The sequence below is a fragment of the Blautia obeum ATCC 29174 genome, assembly GCF_025147765.1.
Taxonomy (GTDB): Bacteria; Bacillota; Clostridia; order Lachnospirales; family Lachnospiraceae; genus Blautia_A; species Blautia_A obeum.
Map to the genome: position 1 here is coordinate 1,211,931 of NZ_CP102265.1, position 22,012 is coordinate 1,233,942.

Annotated in this window: 15 protein-coding genes and 3 pseudogenes; 13 read left to right on the top strand and 5 right to left on the bottom strand. The window is 38.8% G+C overall.

The genetic code is table 11. The annotated features are described in order from the left end of the window. Positions 1-19 precede the first annotated feature (19 nt). The 3 genes and pseudogenes from NQ503_RS05775 to NQ503_RS05785 form a co-directional block, all read left to right on the top strand. Complete coding sequence (locus tag NQ503_RS05775) at positions 20-1,876, top strand: recombinase family protein (RefSeq protein ID WP_001820670.1); 1,857 nt, start codon at positions 20-22, stop codon at positions 1,874-1,876. After that, positions 1,869-2,957, top strand: a pseudogene (locus tag NQ503_RS05780) (DNA methylase); the annotation flags it as partial. The gene NQ503_RS05775 and the pseudogene NQ503_RS05780, both read left to right, overlap by 8 nt. 54 nt (positions 2,958-3,011) lie before the next feature. Next, positions 3,012-3,755 (top strand): annotated as a pseudogene (locus NQ503_RS05785) (ArdC family protein); the annotation flags it as partial. Positions 3,756-3,807: 52 nt separating this feature from the next. Here NQ503_RS05785 and NQ503_RS05790 read toward each other — a convergent pair. Genes NQ503_RS05790 through NQ503_RS05800 form a run of 3 tightly spaced genes read right to left on the bottom strand, consistent with a single transcriptional unit; the run spans position 3,808 to position 7,701 of the window. Next, positions 3,808-4,845 carry a tyrosine-type recombinase/integrase gene (locus tag NQ503_RS05790; protein ID WP_005421652.1) on the bottom strand — a complete coding sequence of 346 codons (1,038 nt, stop codon included), beginning with the start codon at positions 4,843-4,845 and terminating at the stop codon, positions 3,808-3,810. Next, positions 4,835-5,803, bottom strand: coding sequence for a tyrosine-type recombinase/integrase (locus tag NQ503_RS05795; protein ID WP_005421651.1), 969 nt, complete (start codon positions 5,801-5,803; stop codon positions 4,835-4,837). Before NQ503_RS05795 ends, NQ503_RS05790 begins: the two co-directional genes overlap by 11 nt. Beyond that, positions 5,800-7,701, bottom strand: coding sequence for a tyrosine-type recombinase/integrase (locus NQ503_RS05800; RefSeq protein WP_005421650.1), 1,902 nt, complete (start codon positions 7,699-7,701; stop codon positions 5,800-5,802). The genes NQ503_RS05795 and NQ503_RS05800 overlap by 4 nt, the downstream gene beginning before the upstream one ends. A gap of 150 nt (positions 7,702-7,851) precedes the next feature. Here NQ503_RS05800 and NQ503_RS05805 point away from each other — a divergent pair, with 150 nt between their 5' ends. From NQ503_RS05805 to NQ503_RS05835, 7 genes are all read left to right on the top strand, one after another. Further along, positions 7,852-11,019 (top strand): DUF3849 domain-containing protein, encoded by a 3,168-nt coding sequence (locus NQ503_RS05805; protein WP_242650176.1) that lies wholly within the window; start codon positions 7,852-7,854, stop codon positions 11,017-11,019. Continuing rightward, positions 11,016-11,267 (top strand): transposon-transfer assisting family protein, encoded by a 252-nt coding sequence (locus NQ503_RS05810; protein ID WP_005426535.1) that lies wholly within the window; start codon positions 11,016-11,018, stop codon positions 11,265-11,267. Before NQ503_RS05805 ends, NQ503_RS05810 begins: the two co-directional genes overlap by 4 nt. Positions 11,268-11,544: 277 nt before the next feature. Further along, positions 11,545-12,057 carry an RNA polymerase sigma factor gene (locus tag NQ503_RS05815; protein ID WP_021650349.1) on the top strand — a complete coding sequence of 171 codons (513 nt, stop codon included), beginning with the start codon at positions 11,545-11,547 and terminating at the stop codon, positions 12,055-12,057. Further along, positions 12,054-12,818, top strand: a complete 765-nt coding sequence (locus tag NQ503_RS05820) for a hypothetical protein (protein WP_005426531.1) — start codon at positions 12,054-12,056, stop codon at positions 12,816-12,818. The genes NQ503_RS05815 and NQ503_RS05820 overlap by 4 nt, the downstream gene beginning before the upstream one ends. Positions 12,819-12,887: 69 nt before the next feature. Then, positions 12,888-13,775 carry an ABC transporter ATP-binding protein gene (locus NQ503_RS05825; protein ID WP_005426530.1) on the top strand — a complete coding sequence of 296 codons (888 nt, stop codon included), beginning with the start codon at positions 12,888-12,890 and terminating at the stop codon, positions 13,773-13,775. Then, on the top strand, positions 13,762-14,991 hold the full coding sequence (locus NQ503_RS05830; protein WP_044926005.1) for an ABC transporter permease subunit: 1,230 nt from the start codon (positions 13,762-13,764) through the stop codon (positions 14,989-14,991). The genes NQ503_RS05825 and NQ503_RS05830 overlap by 14 nt, the downstream gene beginning before the upstream one ends. Positions 14,992-15,068: 77 nt before the next feature. Then, on the top strand, positions 15,069-15,455 hold the full coding sequence (locus tag NQ503_RS05835; RefSeq protein ID WP_005426528.1) for a winged helix-turn-helix domain-containing protein: 387 nt from the start codon (positions 15,069-15,071) through the stop codon (positions 15,453-15,455). A 23-nt stretch (positions 15,456-15,478) separates the two neighbouring features. Here the strand turns inward: NQ503_RS05835 and NQ503_RS05840 are convergent, their stop codons facing one another. Both NQ503_RS05840 and NQ503_RS17885 read right to left on the bottom strand, forming a co-directional pair. After that, complete coding sequence (locus NQ503_RS05840) at positions 15,479-16,375, bottom strand: relaxase family protein (RefSeq protein ID WP_422677820.1); 897 nt, start codon at positions 16,373-16,375, stop codon at positions 15,479-15,481. A 90-nt stretch (positions 16,376-16,465) separates the two neighbouring features. Next, a pseudogene (locus NQ503_RS17885) lies at positions 16,466-16,657 on the bottom strand (relaxase/mobilization nuclease domain-containing protein); the annotation flags it as partial. A gap of 806 nt (positions 16,658-17,463) precedes the next feature. Between NQ503_RS17885 and NQ503_RS05845 the strand changes: the two are divergent. The 3 genes from NQ503_RS05845 to NQ503_RS05855 are packed head-to-tail and all read left to right on the top strand — an operon-like array spanning position 17,464 to position 21,998. Continuing rightward, entirely contained in the window at positions 17,464-19,566 is a 2,103-nt protein-coding gene (locus NQ503_RS05845) for a penicillin-binding transpeptidase domain-containing protein (RefSeq protein ID WP_005426524.1), read from the top strand. 40 nt (positions 19,567-19,606) lie between these two features. Further along, the gene (locus NQ503_RS05850) at positions 19,607-20,764 is read left to right on the top strand and encodes a DUF6070 family protein (protein ID WP_005426523.1); all 1,158 of its coding nucleotides are present in this window, start codon (positions 19,607-19,609) and stop codon (positions 20,762-20,764) included. Further along, positions 20,751-21,998: a DUF6070 family protein gene (locus NQ503_RS05855; RefSeq protein ID WP_005426522.1), complete on the top strand. Its 1,248-nt coding sequence runs from the start codon at positions 20,751-20,753 to the stop codon at positions 21,996-21,998. Before NQ503_RS05850 ends, NQ503_RS05855 begins: the two co-directional genes overlap by 14 nt. The last annotated feature ends 14 nt before the right edge of the window (positions 21,999-22,012 follow it).

The following is a 22,012-nucleotide window of genomic DNA, read 5'->3' on the forward strand; positions in this document are numbered from 1 at the left end:
GATACGGAGGTTTTACAGTATGGCAGGAATCAAAGAAGAAAAGAAAATCTATTTAGTCGGCATTTATTGCCGCTTATCTAAAGACGATGGTACGGATAACGAGAGTGCGAGCATTGCGACACAGAAATCCATCCTCACGGATTATGTGAAAAAGCAGGGATGGCACATAGCAAAAACGTATGTGGACGATGGTTATTCTGGTACAAATTTCCAAAGACCAAGTTTCCAGAATATGATAAAAGACATTGAAAGCGGTCTGATAAACTGCGTGATTACGAAAGATTTATCCCGTCTGGGGAGAAACTATCTTGATTGTGGGTTATATCTGGAAGTTTTCTTCCCAGAGCATAACGTGAGGTATATAGCGGTCAATGACGGCGTAGATACCTTGAATAAATCTGCTATGGACATCACGCCTTTCCGCAACATTTTAAACGAAATGTATGCCGCTGACATATCTGTTAAGATAAAATCGGCATATCGGGCGAGGTTTCAACAGGGGAAATTCATGGGAACTACCGCCCCTTATGGCTATATCAAAGACCCTGCCGACCACAACCATCTGCTGATAGATGATAAAGTGGCACATGTTGTAAAAGAGATATTCGACCTTGCATTAAAAGGGAATGGAGTTGCCAAAATTTGCAGACATCTTAATAAACAGCATATCCTACGCCCTGCCGCTTATGCGGCGGAGCGTGGCGAAACAGGCTTTGAACGTCATTTTGAGGGGAACGAGGACAAACGCTATATTTGGAGTGGGAACAGCGTGAGGAGCATTTTAAGAAGCCCGATATATGCGGGAAATCTTGTAGGCTACAAACGGATTGCCGCCAATATGAAAAGCAAGAAACGCCCCTCTAAGCTGCCCGAAGAATGGGAAGTGATACCCAATACCCATGAGGGAATAGTCACGCAGGAGGAATTTGATATTGTCCAACAGCTTATTACAAGTCGTAGGCTTCCACAGAACAAGGGAGGATTTGTAAATATTTTTGCAGGCGTTATCAAGTGTGTGGACTGCGGATGTGCTCTGCGGGCAATGAACGTACACAGGAGGAAACGCCCAGAGATTATCGACTGTGTACAGTATTCATGTAATAATTATGCAAGAAACGGAAGAAGCGAGTGTAGTGCCCACAATATAGAAGCAAGGGATTTATTCAATGCCGTTCTTGCCGACATCAACTGTTTTGCGGATATGGCAGTGAATGATGAAAAGGCGGTCAGGGCCATAGAAAAGCGGCTCACGGAAACAGACCAGAGCAGGGCGAAAGCATTAGAGAAAGAACGTAAGAAGCTGAACAAACGCCTTGCGGAACTGGACAGGCTGTTTTCCTCTCTCTACGAGGATAAGGTCATGGAGCGTATTACCGAGCGGAATTTTGAGATGATGTCGGGGAAATACCAGAAAGAGCAGCTTGAAATTGAAGCAAGGCTGAAAGAGGTGACGGAAACTCTTAATGAAAGCTACGAGAAATCACGGGGAATCCGTGACTTCCTCGCCCTTATCCGAAATTATCAAGGCTTAAAAGAACTGGATGCAACAGTTATAAACGCACTCATAGACAAGATACTTGTTTCGGAGCGTGAGAAGATGGCAGACGGAACAGTGAAGCAGGAAATCAAGATTTACTATAAATTCATCGGCTTTGTCGATGAATTACATATCATACCTACAAAACGGTGGGCAGCAATGCCCGCTAAAAATTGTACGGTGTGCGGCGTTGAATATGTCCCGGGCTCTGGTGCATCAAGGTATTGTCCTGCTTGTGCCAAGAAGATACGGAGGGAGAAATCAAACGAGAGCAAACGCAGGAGCAGAGAACAGAAAAGGATAGCATGTATGAACTGTCCGCAAAAAATGACCGACTGATCTGGAGCAGCAGGAAGGACGTATCTTAAGACAGGGAAACCAGAATGACAAAGTAAAGATATTCCGGTATGTGACGGAAAATACTTTTGATGCGTATATGTGGCAGATTTTGGAGAATAAGCAGAAGTTCATCAGCCAGATCATGACCAGTAAATCCCCGGTCAGAGCTTGTGAAGATGTGGATGATACGGCACTGTCCTATGCCGAGATTAAGGCTCTTGCTACAGGTAATCCGTACATTAAGGAAAAAATGGATCTGGATGTGCAGGTGAGTAAGCTGAAACTTCTAAAGGCAAACCACACCAGTCAGATTTATCGTCTGGAATCCGATATTGCAAAGAATTTCCCGGTACAGATCAGTGCATTGAAAGAGCGGATTGCCGGGATGCAGATAGATTCCCAGGTAGTAAAAAGCGTGGATTTACAGGACAATGACACGTTTGTCATGACGGTAGGGAATGTCCTTTATGAAGATAAGAAAGAAGCAGGCGAAGCGTTGATCGCTGCTTGTGCAGGATTAAAAACCGTCAGCACCGGCGGAAAGGTCGGAGAATATCATGGGTTTACGTTATCCGCTTCCTACAATATGTTCTCCAATGCGTTTGAACTGACGGTCAAAGGAAAATGCTCTTATAAGCTGGAGATCGGAAAAGACCCGGTAGGAAATATGCAGCGTATCCATAACACCCTTTCTTCCATTGACAGGAAGCTGACGGAAAGTGAGCAGAAATTGGAAACCGTACAACAGCAGCTTGCTACTGCACAGGAAGAGGTAAAGAAACCATTCCCGAAAGAAGCAGAGCTGAATGAAAAGATGGAACGGTTATCCGAGTTAAATGCATTGCTGAACATGGATGAAAAGGGTAATGAGACGATTATGGCAGATGAGGATATTGGCAGAGAAGGAAGTAGCACAGATAGCAGGGATACTGCAGAAGAAAAAGAACTTCCGGAAACAGCAGACAGAATCCATAAGCCATCTATTCTGGAACGCTTAAAGCAGGAGAAGGCACAGCAGAATACAGCGGAACAGCCACCTGTACAGAAAGCTGCAAAGAAAAAACACGAACAGGAGTTATAAAAGATTTCCCGTCAGAGTTTTCTCTGGCGGGGACATAAAATGGAGGGTTTGTTTATGGCAAATAATATAGAAAAACAGTTAAAAGAAATATCGGAACGGCTGGAGCAGGGAGTAAAGGAAATCTTTACATCGGAGCGATATACCGAATATCTGAATACCATGTCAAAGTTCCATAATTACAGCTTTAATAACACGCTGCTGATCACCATGCAGAAACCGGAAGCAACACTGGTGGCAGGGTATCAGGCATGGCAGAAGAAGTTTAACCGTCATGTAAAACGTGGAGAGAAAGGAATCCAGATCATTGCACCAGCACCGATCCGGGAGAAACAGGAGATTGAAAAGATCGACCCGGTAACAAAAGAGCCTGTGATTGGGGATGATGGACAGCCGGAAACAGAGATTGTGGAGATGGTGATACCGAGATTCCGCATAACGACAGTGTTTGATGTCAGCCAGACAGAGGGAGAACCGATCGCAGAACTGGAGGTGCCGGAGCTTACCGGAAGTGTACAGTTTTATGATACGTTCATGCAGGCATTGCAGAATATTTCTCCTGTACCGATCCGCATGATGAATGTGGAAGGGGAAGCAAAAGGCTATTATCACCAGACAGAAAAATATATTGCGATAAAGGAAGATATGAGTAATGTCCAGACGATGAAAACCGGAGTCCATGAAGTGAGCCACGCATTGCTGCATGACCGGGAAGTAATGGATGCGGAAGGCGTCTTAAAAGACCAGACAACAAAGGAAGTGGAAGCATTATACTCAGCATTCCAAAATGTTAATCATTTTAAAGAATGCTGAGAAATAAGACGTTTTTCTACTAAAAGATGTGCATTATTCGTTAGCGCAATCCACAAAGTCTTGCCATTTCATCTTCGTTACCCTCCCACATTGGTGCTTCATCAGATACAGGTGTTGGAACAGATTCCATTGCGTCTCTAAGCTGTTCAACAGATGGCTTTGCATAGTAGCTTTTGGTTGTATCAGTTCTGGCATGTCCTAACACTGTAGAAACCAGCTCAATGGCGATTCCATCCTGATAAAGATTTGTGGCTCTGGTTCGGCGGAACATGTGACAGTGAACCGAATCCGGAAGACTAACCCCTTTTTCACTGACCAGAGCTGCATATTTTTTTATAATCCGCTGGACATTTCCAACGGACATCCTGTCTGTTACACCTTTTATTGTTGTGGAAAATAAGTATGCTTCTTTGGAAGAATTACTGTGATATACACGTATATATTCCCTAAGGTGTTCGACTGCTTTAGCTGTTAATTGTATGGTTCTTTCTTTATTACCTTTGCCGGTTATGAAAATATTTGGATATTTTGATTCCATTGCGATATCACATAGGCGAATATTAAGCAGCTCACTGATTCTTACAGCTGTATCGTAGAGAAGAATCAAAATAGCACGGTCTCGTACACCGAATTTCGTATTCGGCGGTGCAGACAGTATTGCAGCAAGTGCATCATCGGACAAAATAGGTTTTTCCTTTTTAATGGTTTTGCATGGTGAGATCTGACTGATCGCCAGGGCAACTGACTGGACTGATATGTCCATATCCGAGGCATAGTTCAGATAGGCACGGATAGCCGCGACTCTTACATTTACAGTTGATGGCTGGCTGCCATTTGCAAGCAGATATTCTCTGAAATTATAAATACATTCTTTGGTACAATCAGAAAACTGAAAGGTGCTTATGGATTTACCTAATTCACCTACAAGGTAGTTTTTAAATATTGTAAGGGAATCTCTGTAGGATTCTGCTGTAGCCTGACTGCGTCCGACCTGCTTTACCAAATAAACATTTAGAAAGTTCCATGTGTGAGAAAAGAACAGCTGGTCAGTCGATATCTTTGCTGATTTATTCTTCATAGGGAATCACCTCCGGAATGACCTTTCCAGACACTGAATCTTTCTCTCGGATAGTATCAAATGCCTTTTCTACAAGATGATAGTAATAATACGTTTCATCAGGACTTTTGTGTCCAAGGTATCTGCTTAAATATGGGAGCATAGTGTTTGTATCAATTCCCTGATGCATCCACTCATTAAATCTCTCTACTACAAAAGCATGGCGTAAACAGTGGGGTGTCGGATGTTTATCAACTGTCCTGGCAACCGGAAGCATGGCCCAATGGCGGTTAAAACTCGATTCTACTCCAGAGCACGAAACAGGCTTATGTGGATCTTTTCCCGGAAAAGCCCAGTCAATTCCGGGGAAAAGCATTTCCTGACGTTCTTTATAGTTTTTAAGTACCGGAAGGCTATCCTGCGGAAGATATACAAGGCGATCTTTGTTACCCTTTGAGCCAAGGACAGTAAGGATTCCTTTATCCAGGTCTATGTGCTCCCATTTTAGCAATCGCCCTTCTGACAGACGCAGACCGCAGCAAAAATATAGGAGAAAAAGAATCTTGCATTCTCTATCGAGTCTAAATTGCTCTGAATTATGAGACGTGCGGATATCCATTTTCTGTAGCAGTTCCTTAACTTCCTCTTTTGATGGAATGTAAAGAACCGGACGGTAAGCCTTGCAGAAAAAATTAGGAATGTATGCTTCCTGACCAAGGGAAAGGATATATTCACTCAGCACCTTCACCATCGACATACGGCGATTATGATAGGCATCTCCTTCGCCCGGTCTGGCTTCTGACCATTTGGCTGCCATTTCATAGGTGACTGTTGTCAGTTCCGGATAATTCTGTACGCAAAAGGTATCAAAGCGTTTTAATAGCTTTTCTTCGGAATTATAGGCATATCCATCAGCTCGTTTTTGCTGTATAAGTCCTTCGATATGATGTGCCAGACCGCTCTCAAAAATGTATGTCATGATAAAACACCTCCAAATTCCAGAGGGCAGAGCCTCATTTTATCTTCGTCACGTTCAAGATATACCTCTGCTGTTTCCTGACGTGCATGTCCGAGAGCATTGGAAATATCGTCAAGTTTGTTGTCTGCCCGAAGCATTCTTGTGGCAAATGTTTTTCGTGTCATATGAAAGCCCTGACCAGTAGATAATTCAAATCCATATTCAGCAAGTATTCTTTTTAAAGCTCCACGGCACGCCGTTGTAACTTTAAGCGGAATATATGGTGCCTGATGGCTGATAAATATATAACCGTTGCCTGTGACAGCCGATTCCGGACGTCCATTCATGATGTATTTATATACTGAATTACCTACATCCGTTGGGACTGGAAGCGTTATTGCTTTGCTTGTTTTCTGCTGAATGAAGGAAACAGTTTTGTTTTTCCAGTCAAAATCATTTACCTGAAGCTTTAGGATGTCTGCTCCCCTGATACCCATTCGAAGTCCAAGCATGACCATGGCTGTGTCCCTGAGCTCCATGGGAGTAGAAGCTTTCTCACGATATTCATATATATTCTCGACCATAGCATCGCTCAGAACATCAACTATGCTGCGATGAGGCGCACAGCTTGCAGATACTGCAAAAGAAAGTGTTGGTGAAATCAGATCCTGGTCAGCCATGTACCGTAGAAGCTGACGAAGCTTGGTTCCATATGCATTTTTACTTTCCGGGGTCGAGTGGACATCATGGTTATGAAATGCTTTAACCACATCGGGTGTTATGGAGACTGGATTATCTATTCCATTATCTTCAAGATATTTGAAGAAACTGCATCCGGCTGCCCTACACATGGTAAGTGTCTTATCGGTCATTCCATCCCGCCTGCGGCTTTCTATGAAACCATCAAGGATGCTTTTGCTCCATGATGGAAGATGATCAGATGCACGCATCGGCTCAGCGATTATATTGGATTCCATTATGCCCTGGAGATACTTTTCAAACATTCTGATAGTGTGTGAACGACGAGCTGATCCGGAACTGCTGGCTTTGATCTGATTCGGGCAATCCGGGAGTATATCTATCCATGATGTCACAGTTTCTGCCGAGTGTTCCAGATGGTTAAGTTCCAGGAACATGAAATACCATGTGAAATCATTGCGATAAACAGCTTTTGATGATTCCATGTATTTCCAATCGTCCAAAGCGTCAAGATATTCATCAGCTTTAAGAGCGAGAGGTATACTCGGATGAAATGCGGTACCTATTTTAGAAAGTCTCATCTCAAGCAGTATTTCAACGTTCTCACCAAAAAGAACCCGCTGGTAACACTCTGGCACATCACCTCTGCGGTGAAGATATTTCATAAGTGCTGTCATGGCACATACGGCGTTCTGACGTCTGGCAAGAGATTTACAGGATTTGCAGTAAGTATTCCAGTATTCGATAAGAGTATCTATGGTTATTGCTTCCGGCTCTGTAACTCCCAGGGAAGTAGCAAGCCTGAAGAACTCCTTGATGGCAACAGAATACGTATGGTAATAGCAGGGATTCTGTGTGGTCGCATAGTATTCTTCCAGCTCATATGTCAGGCGAAAAAAGGATTCCGATATTCCGCTCCGGCAGAAAAAACTGTCTTCTGAGCGGCAGAAAGAACTTTTGATATCTCCAAAGAGCAGGTAATGCTCGAGGCGGAACAGGGCATTTCTATATTGAGAACACGTCTCATAGGAAATTTCCCGTTTTTTAATCTCAAGCCAGTCCAGTGCGGCATCCATTGAAAAAGGAATGCCCTTATCCATCAGGTACTTGAAGAGTGTAGTATAACAGGTTCTGTGCATGTCTATATTTTTACATGCACTGTCTGGCTGTTTCATCATATTGAGAACTGATGAAATAGCATCTAAATAGTTTATTTGCATATCAAATGCGCTCCTTTCCGGCTTCCCATTCGAGGGGAAAACCTGATAATAGCATATCTGATAATGCTCATCTTTTTTACAAGAAAGTGAGGATTTATGGAAAATAATTTAAAAGATCAACATTATAAAAACATGGGTATAAAGCTTCAAATGGAAACATTAACATTTGAAGCAGAAAGTATCGCTTACATAGTCTGCAACCATTTTGGTCTGGATACTTCAGAATATTCGTTTACCTATATCGCCAGCTGGTGCGAGAGCAGGGATATGAAGGCGTTGAAAGCATCAATGGATACCATCCGAAAAACATCTGCAGAGATCATTGGGAACATTGAGGAGCAGATGCATGAGCTGGAAAGAGAAAATACCATGCAATATGAAGAAAAAGAAGCATCTGCCACCAGACAAGAAAAACTGGAACAGGACAGTGCGGAAATGATTGATGAAACTTTGCTTTTTCATGGAGAAAGCGGTCGTTTTGCAATCTATCAGATGGATACGGGCGGAGAGCATACTTATCAGTTTATGGGGTTTGAATCGGCTAAAAAATTAGGCTATACCATTGAGGGGAAAGACTACAGGATGGTGTATGCGGCTCCGTGGACACCAACGATTACATTAGAGGATATTTTTGAGAGATTTAATATCAACCGCCCGAACGATTTTCATGGACATTCCTTATCGGTAAGCGACGTCATAGTTATAAACCGGACGGCGGAGACAAAGGCTTATTATGTGGATTCTTTCGGCTTTGAGGAACTTCCGGACTTTGTACAGCAGAGAATGGAGATGCTGGAAAATAATCATACCAGAGCCTATCCCCCAGTCTATAAAGGAACACTTGCTCAGGCAATGGAAGAAAGGGATGTAGATGCCTATCTGGATTCCAGAAAGTTAAACATTGATTGTAAGAAAGCAATCGAGGAAGCGATCGCATTAAAATTTGACGGATTGCATTTAGAGGAAGATGCCGCAACGCAAGTGTTAGAGCAGTTTGGAGAAGAACGTATGACGTTTGTTATGGCAAATACGCTCCGGAAACTTTCTTATGACGGCAGATTTTCCAGGCAGAACAAAGACTGGGCAGAACATATCGAAATCCCGGAAAATATCAATCAGGGGAAGAATCTGAATCAGGATTATGTGATAGAAAGCCATCCAGCAGTGTTAGATGGTTTTATTGATATGGCAAGGGCAGAGATCCGGATGCAGAAGATTGAACAGGCGTTAGATGAAGCGGAAGTTACCATTACAGCAGATACCAGAGGATTTGAAGCAGATGGACATGCGGGAACCTGGCATACGGTGGATGAAAGAGAGTATGCAGGGGAGAAGTTTTTCTTCATGGAACATGATGAGTATGGTTCAGATGTGGCAGGGATTATCGTATCGGAACATGGTCAGCTTATTGCAGAAGATCTCTGGAATGGGTATGATGCAGGAGCATTGGAAGCTATTTCAGAATATCTGCAGGAGAAAGGGATTTCTGTAGAGGGACTTATGCCGGAACTGGAGCCGGATGAACTGGCATATAAGATTGACGATAGGTATTTTGCAATCCAGAGAACAGAGGAAGGCTATGATTATACCTTTTATGCTTTGGATTATGATGAGATCGACGGCGGTGCCTATGATAATCCTGATATTTCTATGCGTCAGGCAATGGAAGATATTCTTGAAGATGAGGATATGTCCCTGGAAAATGCCGTTCCCGTTGACTATGAGGATTTGATGGCAGAAGTGGAAGAAGCAGGCGAACGGCAGATGCAGCTGGCACAGTTATTAAAGAATTGTCCACCAAGTATTTTTGAGGATTATGACAGGGAAAGAGCAGTGGATACCTGTGAGGGAATTGTAATGCAGTTTACCAAGAGCAAAGGGTATCTGACCGTACAGGCAACGGAAGAAGGCTATTTTTATATTTTTTATGATTCTGACCTGCACGAAATCCATTCCAATGATTATGACGATCCCAAAGTATCTGTTCAGAAAGCTACTTATGAAATCTTAAAAAGTGAAAGAATGGATGATATGGAATGTGTCAAAGTGGACTATAAAGAATTTGAGGCAATGACCATCCAACATTCAAAGGATTTACTACAGGCAGGTGAGCTTCGTGCGACTTCTGAGATTGGAAGAGATGAAGCAGCATTAAATGGTCTTAGCAGGGCAGAAGTGGAACGGGGTGTCTTGTATCACGCACAGGGTATTCTGGAAGATATGGGATTAGAAAATGAAGTAGAGCTGCTTGCAGCAAGGGTGCATGGTTCCAGAAGCAGAGAGGAACTTTACAGAGATGATTCTGACCTTGATGTGGTGCTTTCTTATCGTGGCAATATCCGGGAGGACAGTTTCTTCAATGAATTAAATGCTCATGGTATAGCAATGGCAGGTATTAAGGTGGACATCAATCCTATCGCAGAAGAAAGAATCACTCTGGCAGAATATATGAAAGAGTCAGAAGCCTATCTTGATCAGAAGGAAATCGAAAAGCTGGCGGTGGATTTAGATAATTTCAGCTATGAATATGACACTTACGAGTATAAAGATATCGTTGAGAACAGGGAAGAACAGGTGAAGAAAATCACAGAGGACATTCTGAATAAGAAAACAGGGTGTTTAAAGGACTGGTTGGTTGAAGTATCGGAAGAATCTGATATAGACAGTGATGTGATAACTGCCCGGTCACTGCTCTCCCGTTTAGAAAATGCAGAAACCTTTTCTATCTTTACCAGACAATCAGAACAGGAACAGCCAGAAGCTACGATCAGTTTCTATGTAGCAGAGTGCATGGAGTTCCCGGTCATGGGTGAGTACCATAATAATCTTACTCTGGAAGAAGCAATCAAAATCTATGAAAGTATTCCGGCAGAACGCCTGCATGGAATCAAAGGGATTGGTTTTGATCTGCAGGACGGGGATGAGGATTATTCCGGGGAATACGGACTCATGAGTGGAGACAGGATAGACAGGGATCTGATTGATATGATTCCACATTATAAGGAAAGCCCATTGGTACAGAAAGCAATCAATGACATGGAAAAGTATCTGAATGAGAAACATGGAAAAGTGCAGGAGGCAGAACAGACCGTGGAAGTGAAACAGAAAGTTTCAGAAACACCATTCAAGAAAGAATCCGTATCAGTAGAATCGAACCGGGAACAAAACAAAGAGCCTGCAAAGGGTGGAAAAGGGGAACTGAAAAAATCCGTGCTGCAGTCGTTAAAAGAGTTCCAGGCAAGAGCAAAAGCACAGGAGCAGAAAGAAATGGCAACTGAAAAATCCAAAGCACATAAGAAGGGAAATGTAGAATTATGATGAATCTTGCAATGAACTTTGATACAGATGAATGCTTAGTGACCGCAATGTTTGATAAAGGCAACCGAAATGATACGATGGAAGCTATCGACAATATCATTCCATTTCTGAAAGGGGATGCGGATATGATCGGGCTTGTCTGCAATACCATAAGAAAGCTGTTCTGCATGAGTGATGAAGGCTATGAAATTTTTCTTATGGATCTGGAAGATTATAAAGCGGATTTGGAAGATAATTATAAAAAATAGAGAATATTTTGTGTGAATTAGTGTTAGATAGAATTTATTTAAATTGGAGAAAGTAGCCAATCCGATTGAGAAACTGGCACATATTATTAATATGATAAATTTTATTATTGGCTTTTAAATTTCACAATGCATCATAGTAAAATAAAGCGAGTATGTAAAAGAGCAGTGTAATTAATGATATAATAAAAAGTAAGAAAAATATTTTTGACTATCTTTTTGTACAATTTATTCGTTATATATAATAGAAAGTGCTTTCAGTAGAAAAAGGAGGAAAGAAGTGGATGCAGATTTTCTTTTGATTCACAAAATGAAAAATGGTGATGAAGAAGCTATAGAGGTATTCGTAAAAAAATACTATTCAACTATACGGAATTATTGTCGATTACATACATACACAGACTGTGATGCAGAAGATATTACTCAAGCAACATTTGAACACTTTTTTCGATCATTTAGATCGTATCATCATTTGGGAAAGACTGCTAATTATTTGTATGTGATTGCTCGAAATTTATGTCGGGATAGTTATAAGAAAAAAAGAGATATTGTGATGGAAGCGTTACCAGATAAGGGGGAAAATCCAATTGCTGTAATTGAGAATAAAATAGATATAGAAGAATCAATAAAAAAACTTCCAGAAGATTTGCAGGAAGTAGTTATTCTACATTATTTTCAGGATTTGAAATTAAAAGAAGTAGCAGATATTATTGGCATAGGACTTCCTCTTGTAAAATATAGGATAGGAAAAGCAAAAGAATTGTTGAGTGTTTATCTGGGGGATAAGAAATGATGATGACAGTTGATGAAAAATTGCATGCGTATGCAAAAAATCAGAAGGATAGAAATATAGATGAGAAAAAATTACAACAGACCATTATAAAATCGAAAGAAGCATATTGGGATGGAGAAATCGAAAGAAATATGTCATGGTTAGAATTTTTATATCAGCAAGCTTCGTATATACAGAAGCACTGGTGGTTTGCTCAAGGGGCAGTATTACTAATCCTTTGGATGACAATGTTCTTATCAGACAGTAGTATTTATACAAGGCGCTGCATGGGGATTTTGGCACCGAGTTTTGTAATATTGATACTTCCGGAACTCTGGAAAAATAGAAGCAATGGGGCTATGGAAGTAGAAGGTGCAACATTTTTTTCCATAAAGAATATATATGCCGCACGAATGCTACTCTTCGGCATGGTAGATGTTTGCCTATTGAGTGTGTTTTTGATAACCAGCACTTTTGTGTTACAGATTGCATTTATGGATATCTTAATACAATTTATTTTGCCAATGAATGTGACATGCTGCATATGTTTTCGATTACTTTGCAGTAAAGGAGATGATTATGTATCTTCCACATTATTTTCCTGTCTGATTTGGATCGCTGTTTGGACGCTTGTAGTTCTCAAAGATAGTATTTATGAGCATATATCTACATCAATATGGTGTGGAATGATGATATTATCTGTTTTATATTTGTGTTACAGTATTTGGCGAGTATGGAAATGCAGTGAAAGATATTACGAGAGTAATGGGGCAAGTGTATAAGACTATTATGGTGTCAATTACGAGAAATCACACAACGGTCGTAATCAGAGAAATGTGAGGAATTTGATTATGGAATTAGAATTGAAAAAATTAACAAAAGAATTTCAGGGATTTAAAGCAGTTGATGATATCACGCTGACGATGAGTAATGGAGTTTATGGGCTTCTTGGTGTCAACGGTGCTGGAAAAACAACGCTGATGAGAATGCTCTGCACACTTATTAAACCTACTTCGGGAAGCATATTATGTGATGGAAAAGATATTTTTGCATTGGATGGCGAATATAGGAGAATTCTTGGTTATTTACCTCAAGAATTTGGATTTTATCCGGAGTTTTCGGTTCATGATTATTTAATGTATATTGCGTCAATTAAAGGAATGCGAATAAGTATTGCACGAAAGCGTGTAACAGAACTTCTGCGGCAGGTTGGGTTGGCTAAAATGCAGAATAGAAAAATGAAAAAATTGTCTGGAGGAATGAAACGCCGTGCAGGGATTGCCCAAGCTATGCTAAATAACCCAAAGATTTTGATCCTCGATGAGCCTACTGCAGGTCTGGATCCGAATGAAAGGATACGTTTTCGAAATCTGATCAGTGAATTGTCACAGGATCGTCTCGTGCTATTATCAACACATATTGTGTCGGATATTGAATACATTGCCAACCAGGTGTTATTGATGAAAGATGGAAAGATTAGCCATTCAGGAACACAAGAAGAGATTATTCAGTCAGTACCAGTAAAAGTATGGAGTTGTGTAGTTGCAAATAATGAAGTTGAAATGTGGCAAAAACAGTTTAAAGTCTCAAATATGAAAACACTTTCGGATGGAATAGAATTACGCATTTTGTCTGAAAAATCTCCACACTATAATGCGAAAGAGGAAACGATGACTTTGGAGGACATATTCTTATATTATTTCGGAGAGAAAACAGGTGATGATTATGACGTATTATGAAATAAAAAAAGTTTTTTCAAAAAAAGGAAGTAAGGTTGCGCTGATATTTATTTTTATTGTAATTTCAGTAGTCTTGTCTTTTATCATCGGGGATAATAAATATGTGAATCGTAATGGTGATGCGGAAAGTGGAATATCGGCTATGTTAAAGGTTCGTGAGTTGAAAAAAGAATGGTCAGGAGAACTGACAGAGGATGTGCTTAGAAAAATTATTGAAGAAAATGTCAGGATTTCACAGACACCGGAAGCTAAGTCGAATGATTTTAGACAGAATGATATAGCATATAGTCAAAGACAGGGTTTCATGGATATAAGGGATTTACTAAATTGTGATTATGGAGAGTTTAACGATTATAATTATTATCTGGCAGATTCTCTTTCTCCTGATGAAGCAGTAGATTTTTATTCTAATCGTATCAAAAATTTGAAAAATTGGTTAGAAACTGATGGAAAGGATCAGTTTTCTGAAAAGGAAAAAAGTTATTTAATAAGAGCGTATGAAAAAATGAAAACCCCTTTATATTATGATTATCAAGCGGGATGGAAAAACTTATTTCAATATTCACCCTCAATAATTATGATTTTGACATTGGTATTAGGTTTCCTTTGTGCAGGTATTTTTTCAGGTGAATTTCAGCTGAAAGCGAATGCAGTTTTTTATTCTTCTTATTATGGCAGAAATAAGGCTGTATGGGCAAAAGTGAAAGCAGGAGCAATCATAATAACGGCTATTTACTGGGCGGTTATGTTGTTATACACTATGCTTGTTTTGGGAATTCTTGGTGTAGACGGAGCAAATTGTCCCATACAGTCTAGTATGAGTGGGTGGAAGAGTATTTATAATATCACGAATGCTCAGGAATATATTTTGATAGTTCTTGGTGGATATCTGGGATGTTTATTTATGCAATCTCTAACTATGTTGGTTTCTGCGAAGACAAACTCATCAGTAATAGCGGTAATCGTGCCTTTTATTTTGATTTTTCTTCCATCATTTTTATCAGGAACAAGTCTACCATTATTAAATAAAATTTTGGGACTTCTTCCAGATCAAATGCTTCAAATGAATCAGGTAGTTAAATTTTTTAACTTGTATGAAATCGGAGGAAAAGTGTTTTGCGCAGTTCCTATTTTAATAATATCGTACTCCATTCTGCTATTATTGATTGTTCCAGTTATTTATTTTATATATCGCAGAAAAGAAGTTTATAATTAGATGAAGAAACATCTGTTAGAGGGAGTGAAAACATAGGAAAAATATTATTATTATCGTTTAAAGATAGTGAAGAAGAAATGATAGAGTCTGTTCTTGCTGCTTTGAAAACCGGACGAAATATATATTGTGATGAAAAAAATATAAATCCATTGAAAATACATTATGGAGATATTGTTATTTTATTAGCCACAAGAGAATTATTCCGAAAGCAGAAAAAAATAGATTTGTCTTTTACAGAGTTTGAAATTTTGCATTTATTAATGCGAAGTCCTGGAAGAGTGTTTAGTAAAGAACAAATATATGATATAATCTGGAATGAACCCTATTCGGGTGATTACAATGTTGTTATGCGACATATCTGCAACATTAGAGAAAAGATAGAAGATGATCCTGGACATCCGGTATATATACAAACGGTGCGCGGTGTAGGATATCGGTTTAACGGAAATTTAGGCAGCGAGTGAAATCGCTGCCTATTATTATGGTTTTACAAAGAAGGAAGTTTGTTATGAGAAAATCTTTGTATTTTAGGAGCATCCTGTTTGAGATATTTGGACAGGTTTTGATGTATCAATTCCAACTCTTTTATTTCTTGCTTAAAAGAAACGTATTGAGTATTTAGTGATTCCTTTCTGGAAATAAGATCTGCAATTTGCGCTTGTAACTTATTGGAATTAAGATGTTTCAGGTCTATACCATTTTCCTGTAAAATATGTTCAGCACCAGCGAAAAGAATAATTTGAGATTCATATTTACGGAAATAACGATCCGGATCTTTGGAACTTTTATAATGGTCATCGTAAATTTTATTTTTCTGATATTGTTTGGCATATTTTAGCATTTCTCGAAGATGACGTATCTGAGACTCGAGAGAAACAACAGAGGTATTTACCTCTTTTTGCTGCATATGTAACAAGGCTATGCGGTCTTCAAGTTCTGAAAAATTATGTAGATTATGTGTGAGCATCTTGTTATATTCAGCAGAGACAATTTTTAAATTTTCCTTATTTGCCCATTTCTGAAGCCCAATGTTTCCTGCTATATTGGGAGCATTGGTATCTATTAATTTGTTATGAACAGAAGGAAAAATAGCTTTCTGACGTTTATTTTCAATGCGTTCTTTGATACGTTCTTTAGTAAAATTTTTTCCTAAAGATTTAGCACTTCCACGCACTGGACGGGACATATCGGGAGAACGAAAGGTAATGTATTTTCTGCTGTTTTCGCCAAATTCTGCGTTTTTTATTTCATATCCTTTAGCTTCCATAAATGCAAGAAATTCTGAGTAAGTGGAAACAATTCGGATTGTCTGGTTGATATCTTTTCGCAGCTGCGCTTTTTTACTGGATTCAGATTTATTTGCAGCCCATTCATTGTATTTCATTCCTTTTTTACCATCTGGCATAATTGTGGACAGGTTATGTTCCTGGCATAAAGTGTCGCTGAGATTTCGTATTTTCCAGTAATTCTTTTTACAGTCATGGTAATGAGAAAAAGTGATGTTATCTGCAGAACAGAAAATTAAATGGTTATGTACATGACCTTTATCAGTGTGTGTTGTCAGAATATAGGAGTATTTTCCCTCCAGTAAGCGATCCGCAAGTTCTTTGCCAATTTGATGGGCTTCTTCATAGGAAACTTCACCAGGGGAAAATGCCTGAATCAGATGAAATGAGTGATGAAGGCTATGAGACTTTTCTTATGGACTTGGAAGATTATAAATCGGAACTGGAAGAGAGGGAATGAATTCAAGCCAGAGTGCAGTATAGCAGGTGAAAGATGAGAAGCGAAGGAAAAAGTGTCAGCATTGAGAAGTGTTAACAGGTATATATTGGAAGAATTCAGCCAGGGGAACTCTGGCTGATATAAAAACACATCTGCAGAAATAGTGACTGAAGAAATTTTGAGTAGTGGAATTGGGAAGAAGTATTTAGATACTATAATAAAGAGATTAGCTGGCTTGTATACTAACAGAGAGGACATAGTAAACAGATTTGCGTTATTATCAGGGATTGTAGGGAGATTCCGAAGAGCTTTTGTTCAGATGATGAAACAATAGGATTGGTACAGGAAATATATGGAACAAAAGTTAATAAAGGGATTTGTTGCGTTTTCTGCTATAATAATCTGCCAGCAAAGAATGTGTTGTCTGAATATGTTTGTGATTATAAGAAACGAGCAGGGTTATTTCAAAGATCAGCAGATTTAGAGTAGTTCTTTTTTTTCTGAGAGAAAATTAAAAATCGTTTTTGGTTCTTCTGGAGAGTGATTATAGCGTTTGGGAAACATCCGGAGAAACCATTACCTCAGAGTGTCGTAAAGTTCTTTATCAAAGAAGGCTTTGAGATGCCCTTTCTTTTTTATGCAAATCTTTTCTCTTGTCTACATATATAAACCTAAGAAAAAGCTTGACGTTTAAATATTACAAGTGTAATATTTAAGAAAATATGAAAAAAGGAGAAATAAAACTATATGAGAAAAAAGAAAAGAAAAAAACACACGAAGATTATTACAAAAATAGTTTTATTTAGCGGTATATTGATTGGTGGTGGAATCGGTATTGTAACAATAATGAATTGTAATGTTCCTGAAAAAAGACTAATGGAATATATGAAATATATTGAAAAAGGGGAATATGAGCAAATGTATGCCATGCTGGATCAGAAAAAAAGCAGCATGAACAGTAAGGAAGAATTTATAGAACGAAATTCTAAAATATATGAAGGCATTGAGATGTCTGATCTGTCCATAACCGATATTACAGTAAAAAGACAAGAAAACGGAAATGCGGCAGTTTCCTATACAACAAATATGCAGACTGCTGCAGGAAATGTAGAATTTACCAACGATGCGGTATTTTCACATGATTGGACAGGATATCATTTAATCTGGCAGGATCAGTTGATTTTTCCAGAGTTATCTGCAACGGATAAAGTTCAGGTAACGTCAGAAGAGGCAAAGAGAGGAGATATTTTAGACAGAAATGGTCGTCAGTTGGCTGGAGAGGGAACTGCATCTTCGGTAGGAATTGTTCCGGGCAGGATGGAGAACAGAGAAGATACAATAAAAAAACTGGCAGAGTATCTTGGAATTGGAGCAGACGAAATTGAGGATAAGTTAGAAGCCGGTTGGGTAAAAGCAGATTCTTTTGTACCAGTAGCAACAATTCCTAAAATACAAGAGGTCGATTTTCTGACAGTGAATCCGGATAAAACTGTTCTGGAAGAAAAAGAAAAGCAGGACACATTATTGAAGATTCCAGGTATTATGTTATCTGATGTAAAAGTACGAACTTATTATCTAAAAGAAGCTACCTCTCATCTGGTAGGGTATGTACAGGCGGTTACAGCCGAAGATTTGCAGGAACATAAAGGGGAAGGGTATCGTACAAACAGTGTGATTGGAAAGACTGGACTGGAAACGCTTTATGAAAAAGAACTAAAAGGAACAGATGGGTGTGAAATCTGTATTGTAGATGCAAATGGAAATAAAAAAAGTGTTATTGCATATGAGCCTAGAAAAGATGGAGAAGATATCCATACTACGATTGATGGTGATCTTCAAAGTACTCTTTATGAACAATTTAAAGAAGACAGAGGATGTTCTGTAGCTTTGAATCCTTATACAGGGGAAGTATTGGCGTTGGTAAGTACGCCATCTTATGATAATAATGATTTTGTACGTGGAATGGACAACAGCCAGTGGAGTGCATTAAATGAAAATGAAGACAGGCCTTTATACAACCGCTTTCGCCAGACATGGTGTCCTGGCTCAACTTTTAAACCTGTAATTGCTGCAATTGGATTAAAAGTGGGGGCATTTACTGCAAATGACGATTTTGGAAATGAGGGTCTGGCGTGGCAGAAAGATTCCTCGTGGGGAGATTATACAGTGACTACACTTCATGATTATGAACCTGTGATCTTGAAAAATGCGCTTATTTATTCAGATAATATTTATTTTGCAAAAGCAGCATTAAAAATTGGTGCGGATCAACTGATGCAGTCTCTAAATCAAATAGGATTTAATCAGGAACTTCCATTTGATATTAAAATGTCAGAGTCCCAATATTCTAATATGGACAAGATAGAAACAGAAATCCAGCTTGCTGACAGTGGGTATGGACAGGGACAGATTCTGGTAAATCCTTTGCATCTTGCAAGCATTTATACGGCTTTTCTAAATGATGGAAATATGATAAAGCCATATCTTCACGCGGATGGTGGAAGCACTTCCAGTGAAATCTGGATAAAAGATGCTTTTTCACCACAAATTGTTTCGGAGGTTATGGAGGGGTTAGAGGGTGTAGTGAATAACCCGGAAGGAACTGGTTATGGAGCATGCCGGGAAGACATTAGATTAGCAGGAAAAACCGGAACAGCGGAACTGAAAGCTACAAAAGAAGATACATCTGGAACAGAAATTGGCTGGTTTACAGTTTTTACTACAGATAGAGATACAAAGAATCCTATTTTGCTCATCAGTATGGTAGAGAATGTGAAAGATATTGGAGGAAGCGGTTATGTGGTGGAAAAGGATAAGGCGATACTGGATGAATATCTTGGTAATGAATAATTTTTACCTTTAAATATTACAAATGTAAGAGGAAAATGATATGAAAAAAATTTGGAAAATATTTGTGGGAGTTATTTTTCTTGCTGTCTGTAGTGGATGTGGCATAAAGAAAGAGCAGAAAAAGACAATTGAAGATACGAAAGAAAAAATTTACAGAGAGTGTGAAATGCTAGCAGAAGGCTATCGGAACATATATGAGAATGCTGTGAAAGAAAATGCACTATATGAGCTGAGTACAATACAAAAAAGTATGGATTATTTTGGAAAATATGGATATGCAGTAATTGATTCCTACAATCAGCTGGATATGGTTCAAAGTATTAAAGTAGATGATTTTTTGAAAAAAGCAGAAAAAGAGAAGAATGGAAAAACTACTATATTTCAAGTTATAGCAGGGGATCATTTTATCCGGTATGATCTGAAAACCAAACAGGGGAAAATAGACGTTGAAGTAAGCTCTTTTAAATGGAAAGAGGACACTTGGCAGGAAACATATTATCATGAGTTTAGAGCTAATTCATGGAAATATACAGAAAACGGGCATTTCTTTATAGAAGAATATCATCCGGCTGGATATGATGGACCGTCTGGATATCGGGCCTTTCGGGTAGTGCCGTTAAATAAAAAATGCAGGGAGCTGAATCGAAAATATATACTTCCTTTTGGATATACACTTAATAAATTGTTTACTTCTAATTGGAGTGAAAAAAATTATGATGGAATAAATTTTTATGATGTTTTTGACCGTTTACTTTCAATGGAAGAAAAAACTGATGAATTTAAGGAAGGAAAGACTTATGAAATCCCAAAAGAATCATTTGAAGCGATATTTCAAAAATATTTTAATATAAGCGCAGAGATACTGCAGACAGGAACGGTATTTCACACGGAAACACAGACATATCGGTATCGAACCAGAGGAATCGTATATGATTTTGCTCCCACACCATATATTCCATATCCGGAAGTTGTTTCCTACATAGAAAATCAAGATGGAACAATAACACTGGAAGTAAATGCGGTATGGCCACAAAAAGAATTAGATCAGGCGTTTCGTCATAGCGTAACCATTCGGCTGTTAGATAAAGATAGATTTCAATATGTATCCAATTATGTATCAAGGTCAGAAATAGAGGTTACCTGGTATACGGAAAGATTATCAGACGAAAAGTGGGAGGAATGTTATGGAGATAATTGATATGAGTACAAAAAGAAAACTGAAAAAGATGGTGAGTGTTTTATTTATTTTGGGATGCTTTTTCATAGGAAATACAAAATGTAAAGGGGCTGATTTAGAATATATTTCACAGGAAACTGCGAATTATGCTGTACAAGAAAGAGGATATGATTTGCCAGTAGATGAAGTCGTGAAAGAAGAAGCTATTGAAGATTGTAAGAATGTTATGAATCAGATGAAAGCCATTTATCAAAAGGCGGATAAAGGAACTTCATCGAATGTAGTAGTTTCTGAGACAGTAATGGAAGAAATGCAGGAAGTATTAAAGGAAAAAAATGTCCCTGTTATTACATCAGCGCCGTATTCAAATATGGCTAATTATTCTAAAATGGAAGAATTTCTTTTCAGGGCAGAACAGGATCTGCCAGGAGATATCGTCTTATATAGGATTAACAGGGATGGTGGGATAGAAAGACTCAAATTCAATTATGATGGGACAGATATGTATTTGTTGGCTGCGAAAGCTGTTTGGGGTATGAACGACAATCCATCTATTGTATATGTTTCGTATACAAGGATAGAAGAATGGAAATATACAGAAAAAGGCTGGTTTGGTTATACGCTATGTGTTCCAAAGTATCCGGAAGTATCAGAAGCGGTTGATGGCAGCTCTATGATAAGAATTAAACCTTTAAGTGATGAATGCAGGGAAGTTTCAAAGAGGTGTGTGTATTTGCTTGGATATCAGGGGAATAATCTTTTATGTTCTGATTGGGATAGATCTGATATGGAAGGGTTAGATTATAATGGTTTATATGAATATTTATATCGAATGAAATACGGGGAGAGATATGAGTTTTCAGGTAACTCAAGTGGAATTCCGGCAGAAGAGTTTGAAAATCTGATAATGGAGTTTTTGCCGATAACAGCGGAGCAAATTAAAAAATGGGCAGTATTTGATTCGGAACATCAAACTTATGACTGGGAACGATTAGGTTGTTTAAATTATAGCCCTACTTATTTTGGAACATCTTTACCGGAGGTCGTTGAAATAAGAGATAGCGGAGAGGGAAACAATGTGCTGGTTGTTGATGCTGTATGTGATACATTTATATGTAATGATGCCGTTATTACAAGTGAGCTGACTGTTAAGTTCAACGATGATAAGAGTTTTAAATATATGGGGAATAAAATTCTGAATAATGGTACGAAAGAAGTTCCCAAATATCAATATAGAATAAAAAGAAAGAACTGATAACAACTATCAGC

Coding starts and splice junctions, on each gene's coding strand:
- NQ503_RS05775 (WP_001820670.1), top strand. CDS start 20: ATGGCAGGAATCAAAGAAGAAAAGAAAATCTATTTAGTCGGCATTTAT.
- NQ503_RS05790 (WP_005421652.1), bottom strand. CDS start 4,845: ATGAAGAATAAATCAGCAAAGATATCGACTGACCAGCTGTTCTTTTCT.
- NQ503_RS05795 (WP_005421651.1), bottom strand. CDS start 5,803: ATGACATACATTTTTGAGAGCGGTCTGGCACATCATATCGAAGGACTT.
- NQ503_RS05800 (WP_005421650.1), bottom strand. CDS start 7,701: ATGCAAATAAACTATTTAGATGCTATTTCATCAGTTCTCAATATGATG.
- NQ503_RS05805 (WP_242650176.1), top strand. CDS start 7,852: ATGGAAACATTAACATTTGAAGCAGAAAGTATCGCTTACATAGTCTGC.
- NQ503_RS05810 (WP_005426535.1), top strand. CDS start 11,016: ATGATGAATCTTGCAATGAACTTTGATACAGATGAATGCTTAGTGACC.
- NQ503_RS05820 (WP_005426531.1), top strand. CDS start 12,054: ATGATGATGACAGTTGATGAAAAATTGCATGCGTATGCAAAAAATCAG.
- NQ503_RS05825 (WP_005426530.1), top strand. CDS start 12,888: ATGGAATTAGAATTGAAAAAATTAACAAAAGAATTTCAGGGATTTAAA.
- NQ503_RS05830 (WP_044926005.1), top strand. CDS start 13,762: ATGACGTATTATGAAATAAAAAAAGTTTTTTCAAAAAAAGGAAGTAAG.
- NQ503_RS05835 (WP_005426528.1), top strand. CDS start 15,069: ATGATAGAGTCTGTTCTTGCTGCTTTGAAAACCGGACGAAATATATAT.
- NQ503_RS05840 (WP_422677820.1), bottom strand. CDS start 16,375: ATGAAATACAATGAATGGGCTGCAAATAAATCTGAATCCAGTAAAAAA.
- NQ503_RS05845 (WP_005426524.1), top strand. CDS start 17,464: ATGAGAAAAAAGAAAAGAAAAAAACACACGAAGATTATTACAAAAATA.
- NQ503_RS05850 (WP_005426523.1), top strand. CDS start 19,607: ATGAAAAAAATTTGGAAAATATTTGTGGGAGTTATTTTTCTTGCTGTC.
- NQ503_RS05855 (WP_005426522.1), top strand. CDS start 20,751: ATGGAGATAATTGATATGAGTACAAAAAGAAAACTGAAAAAGATGGTG.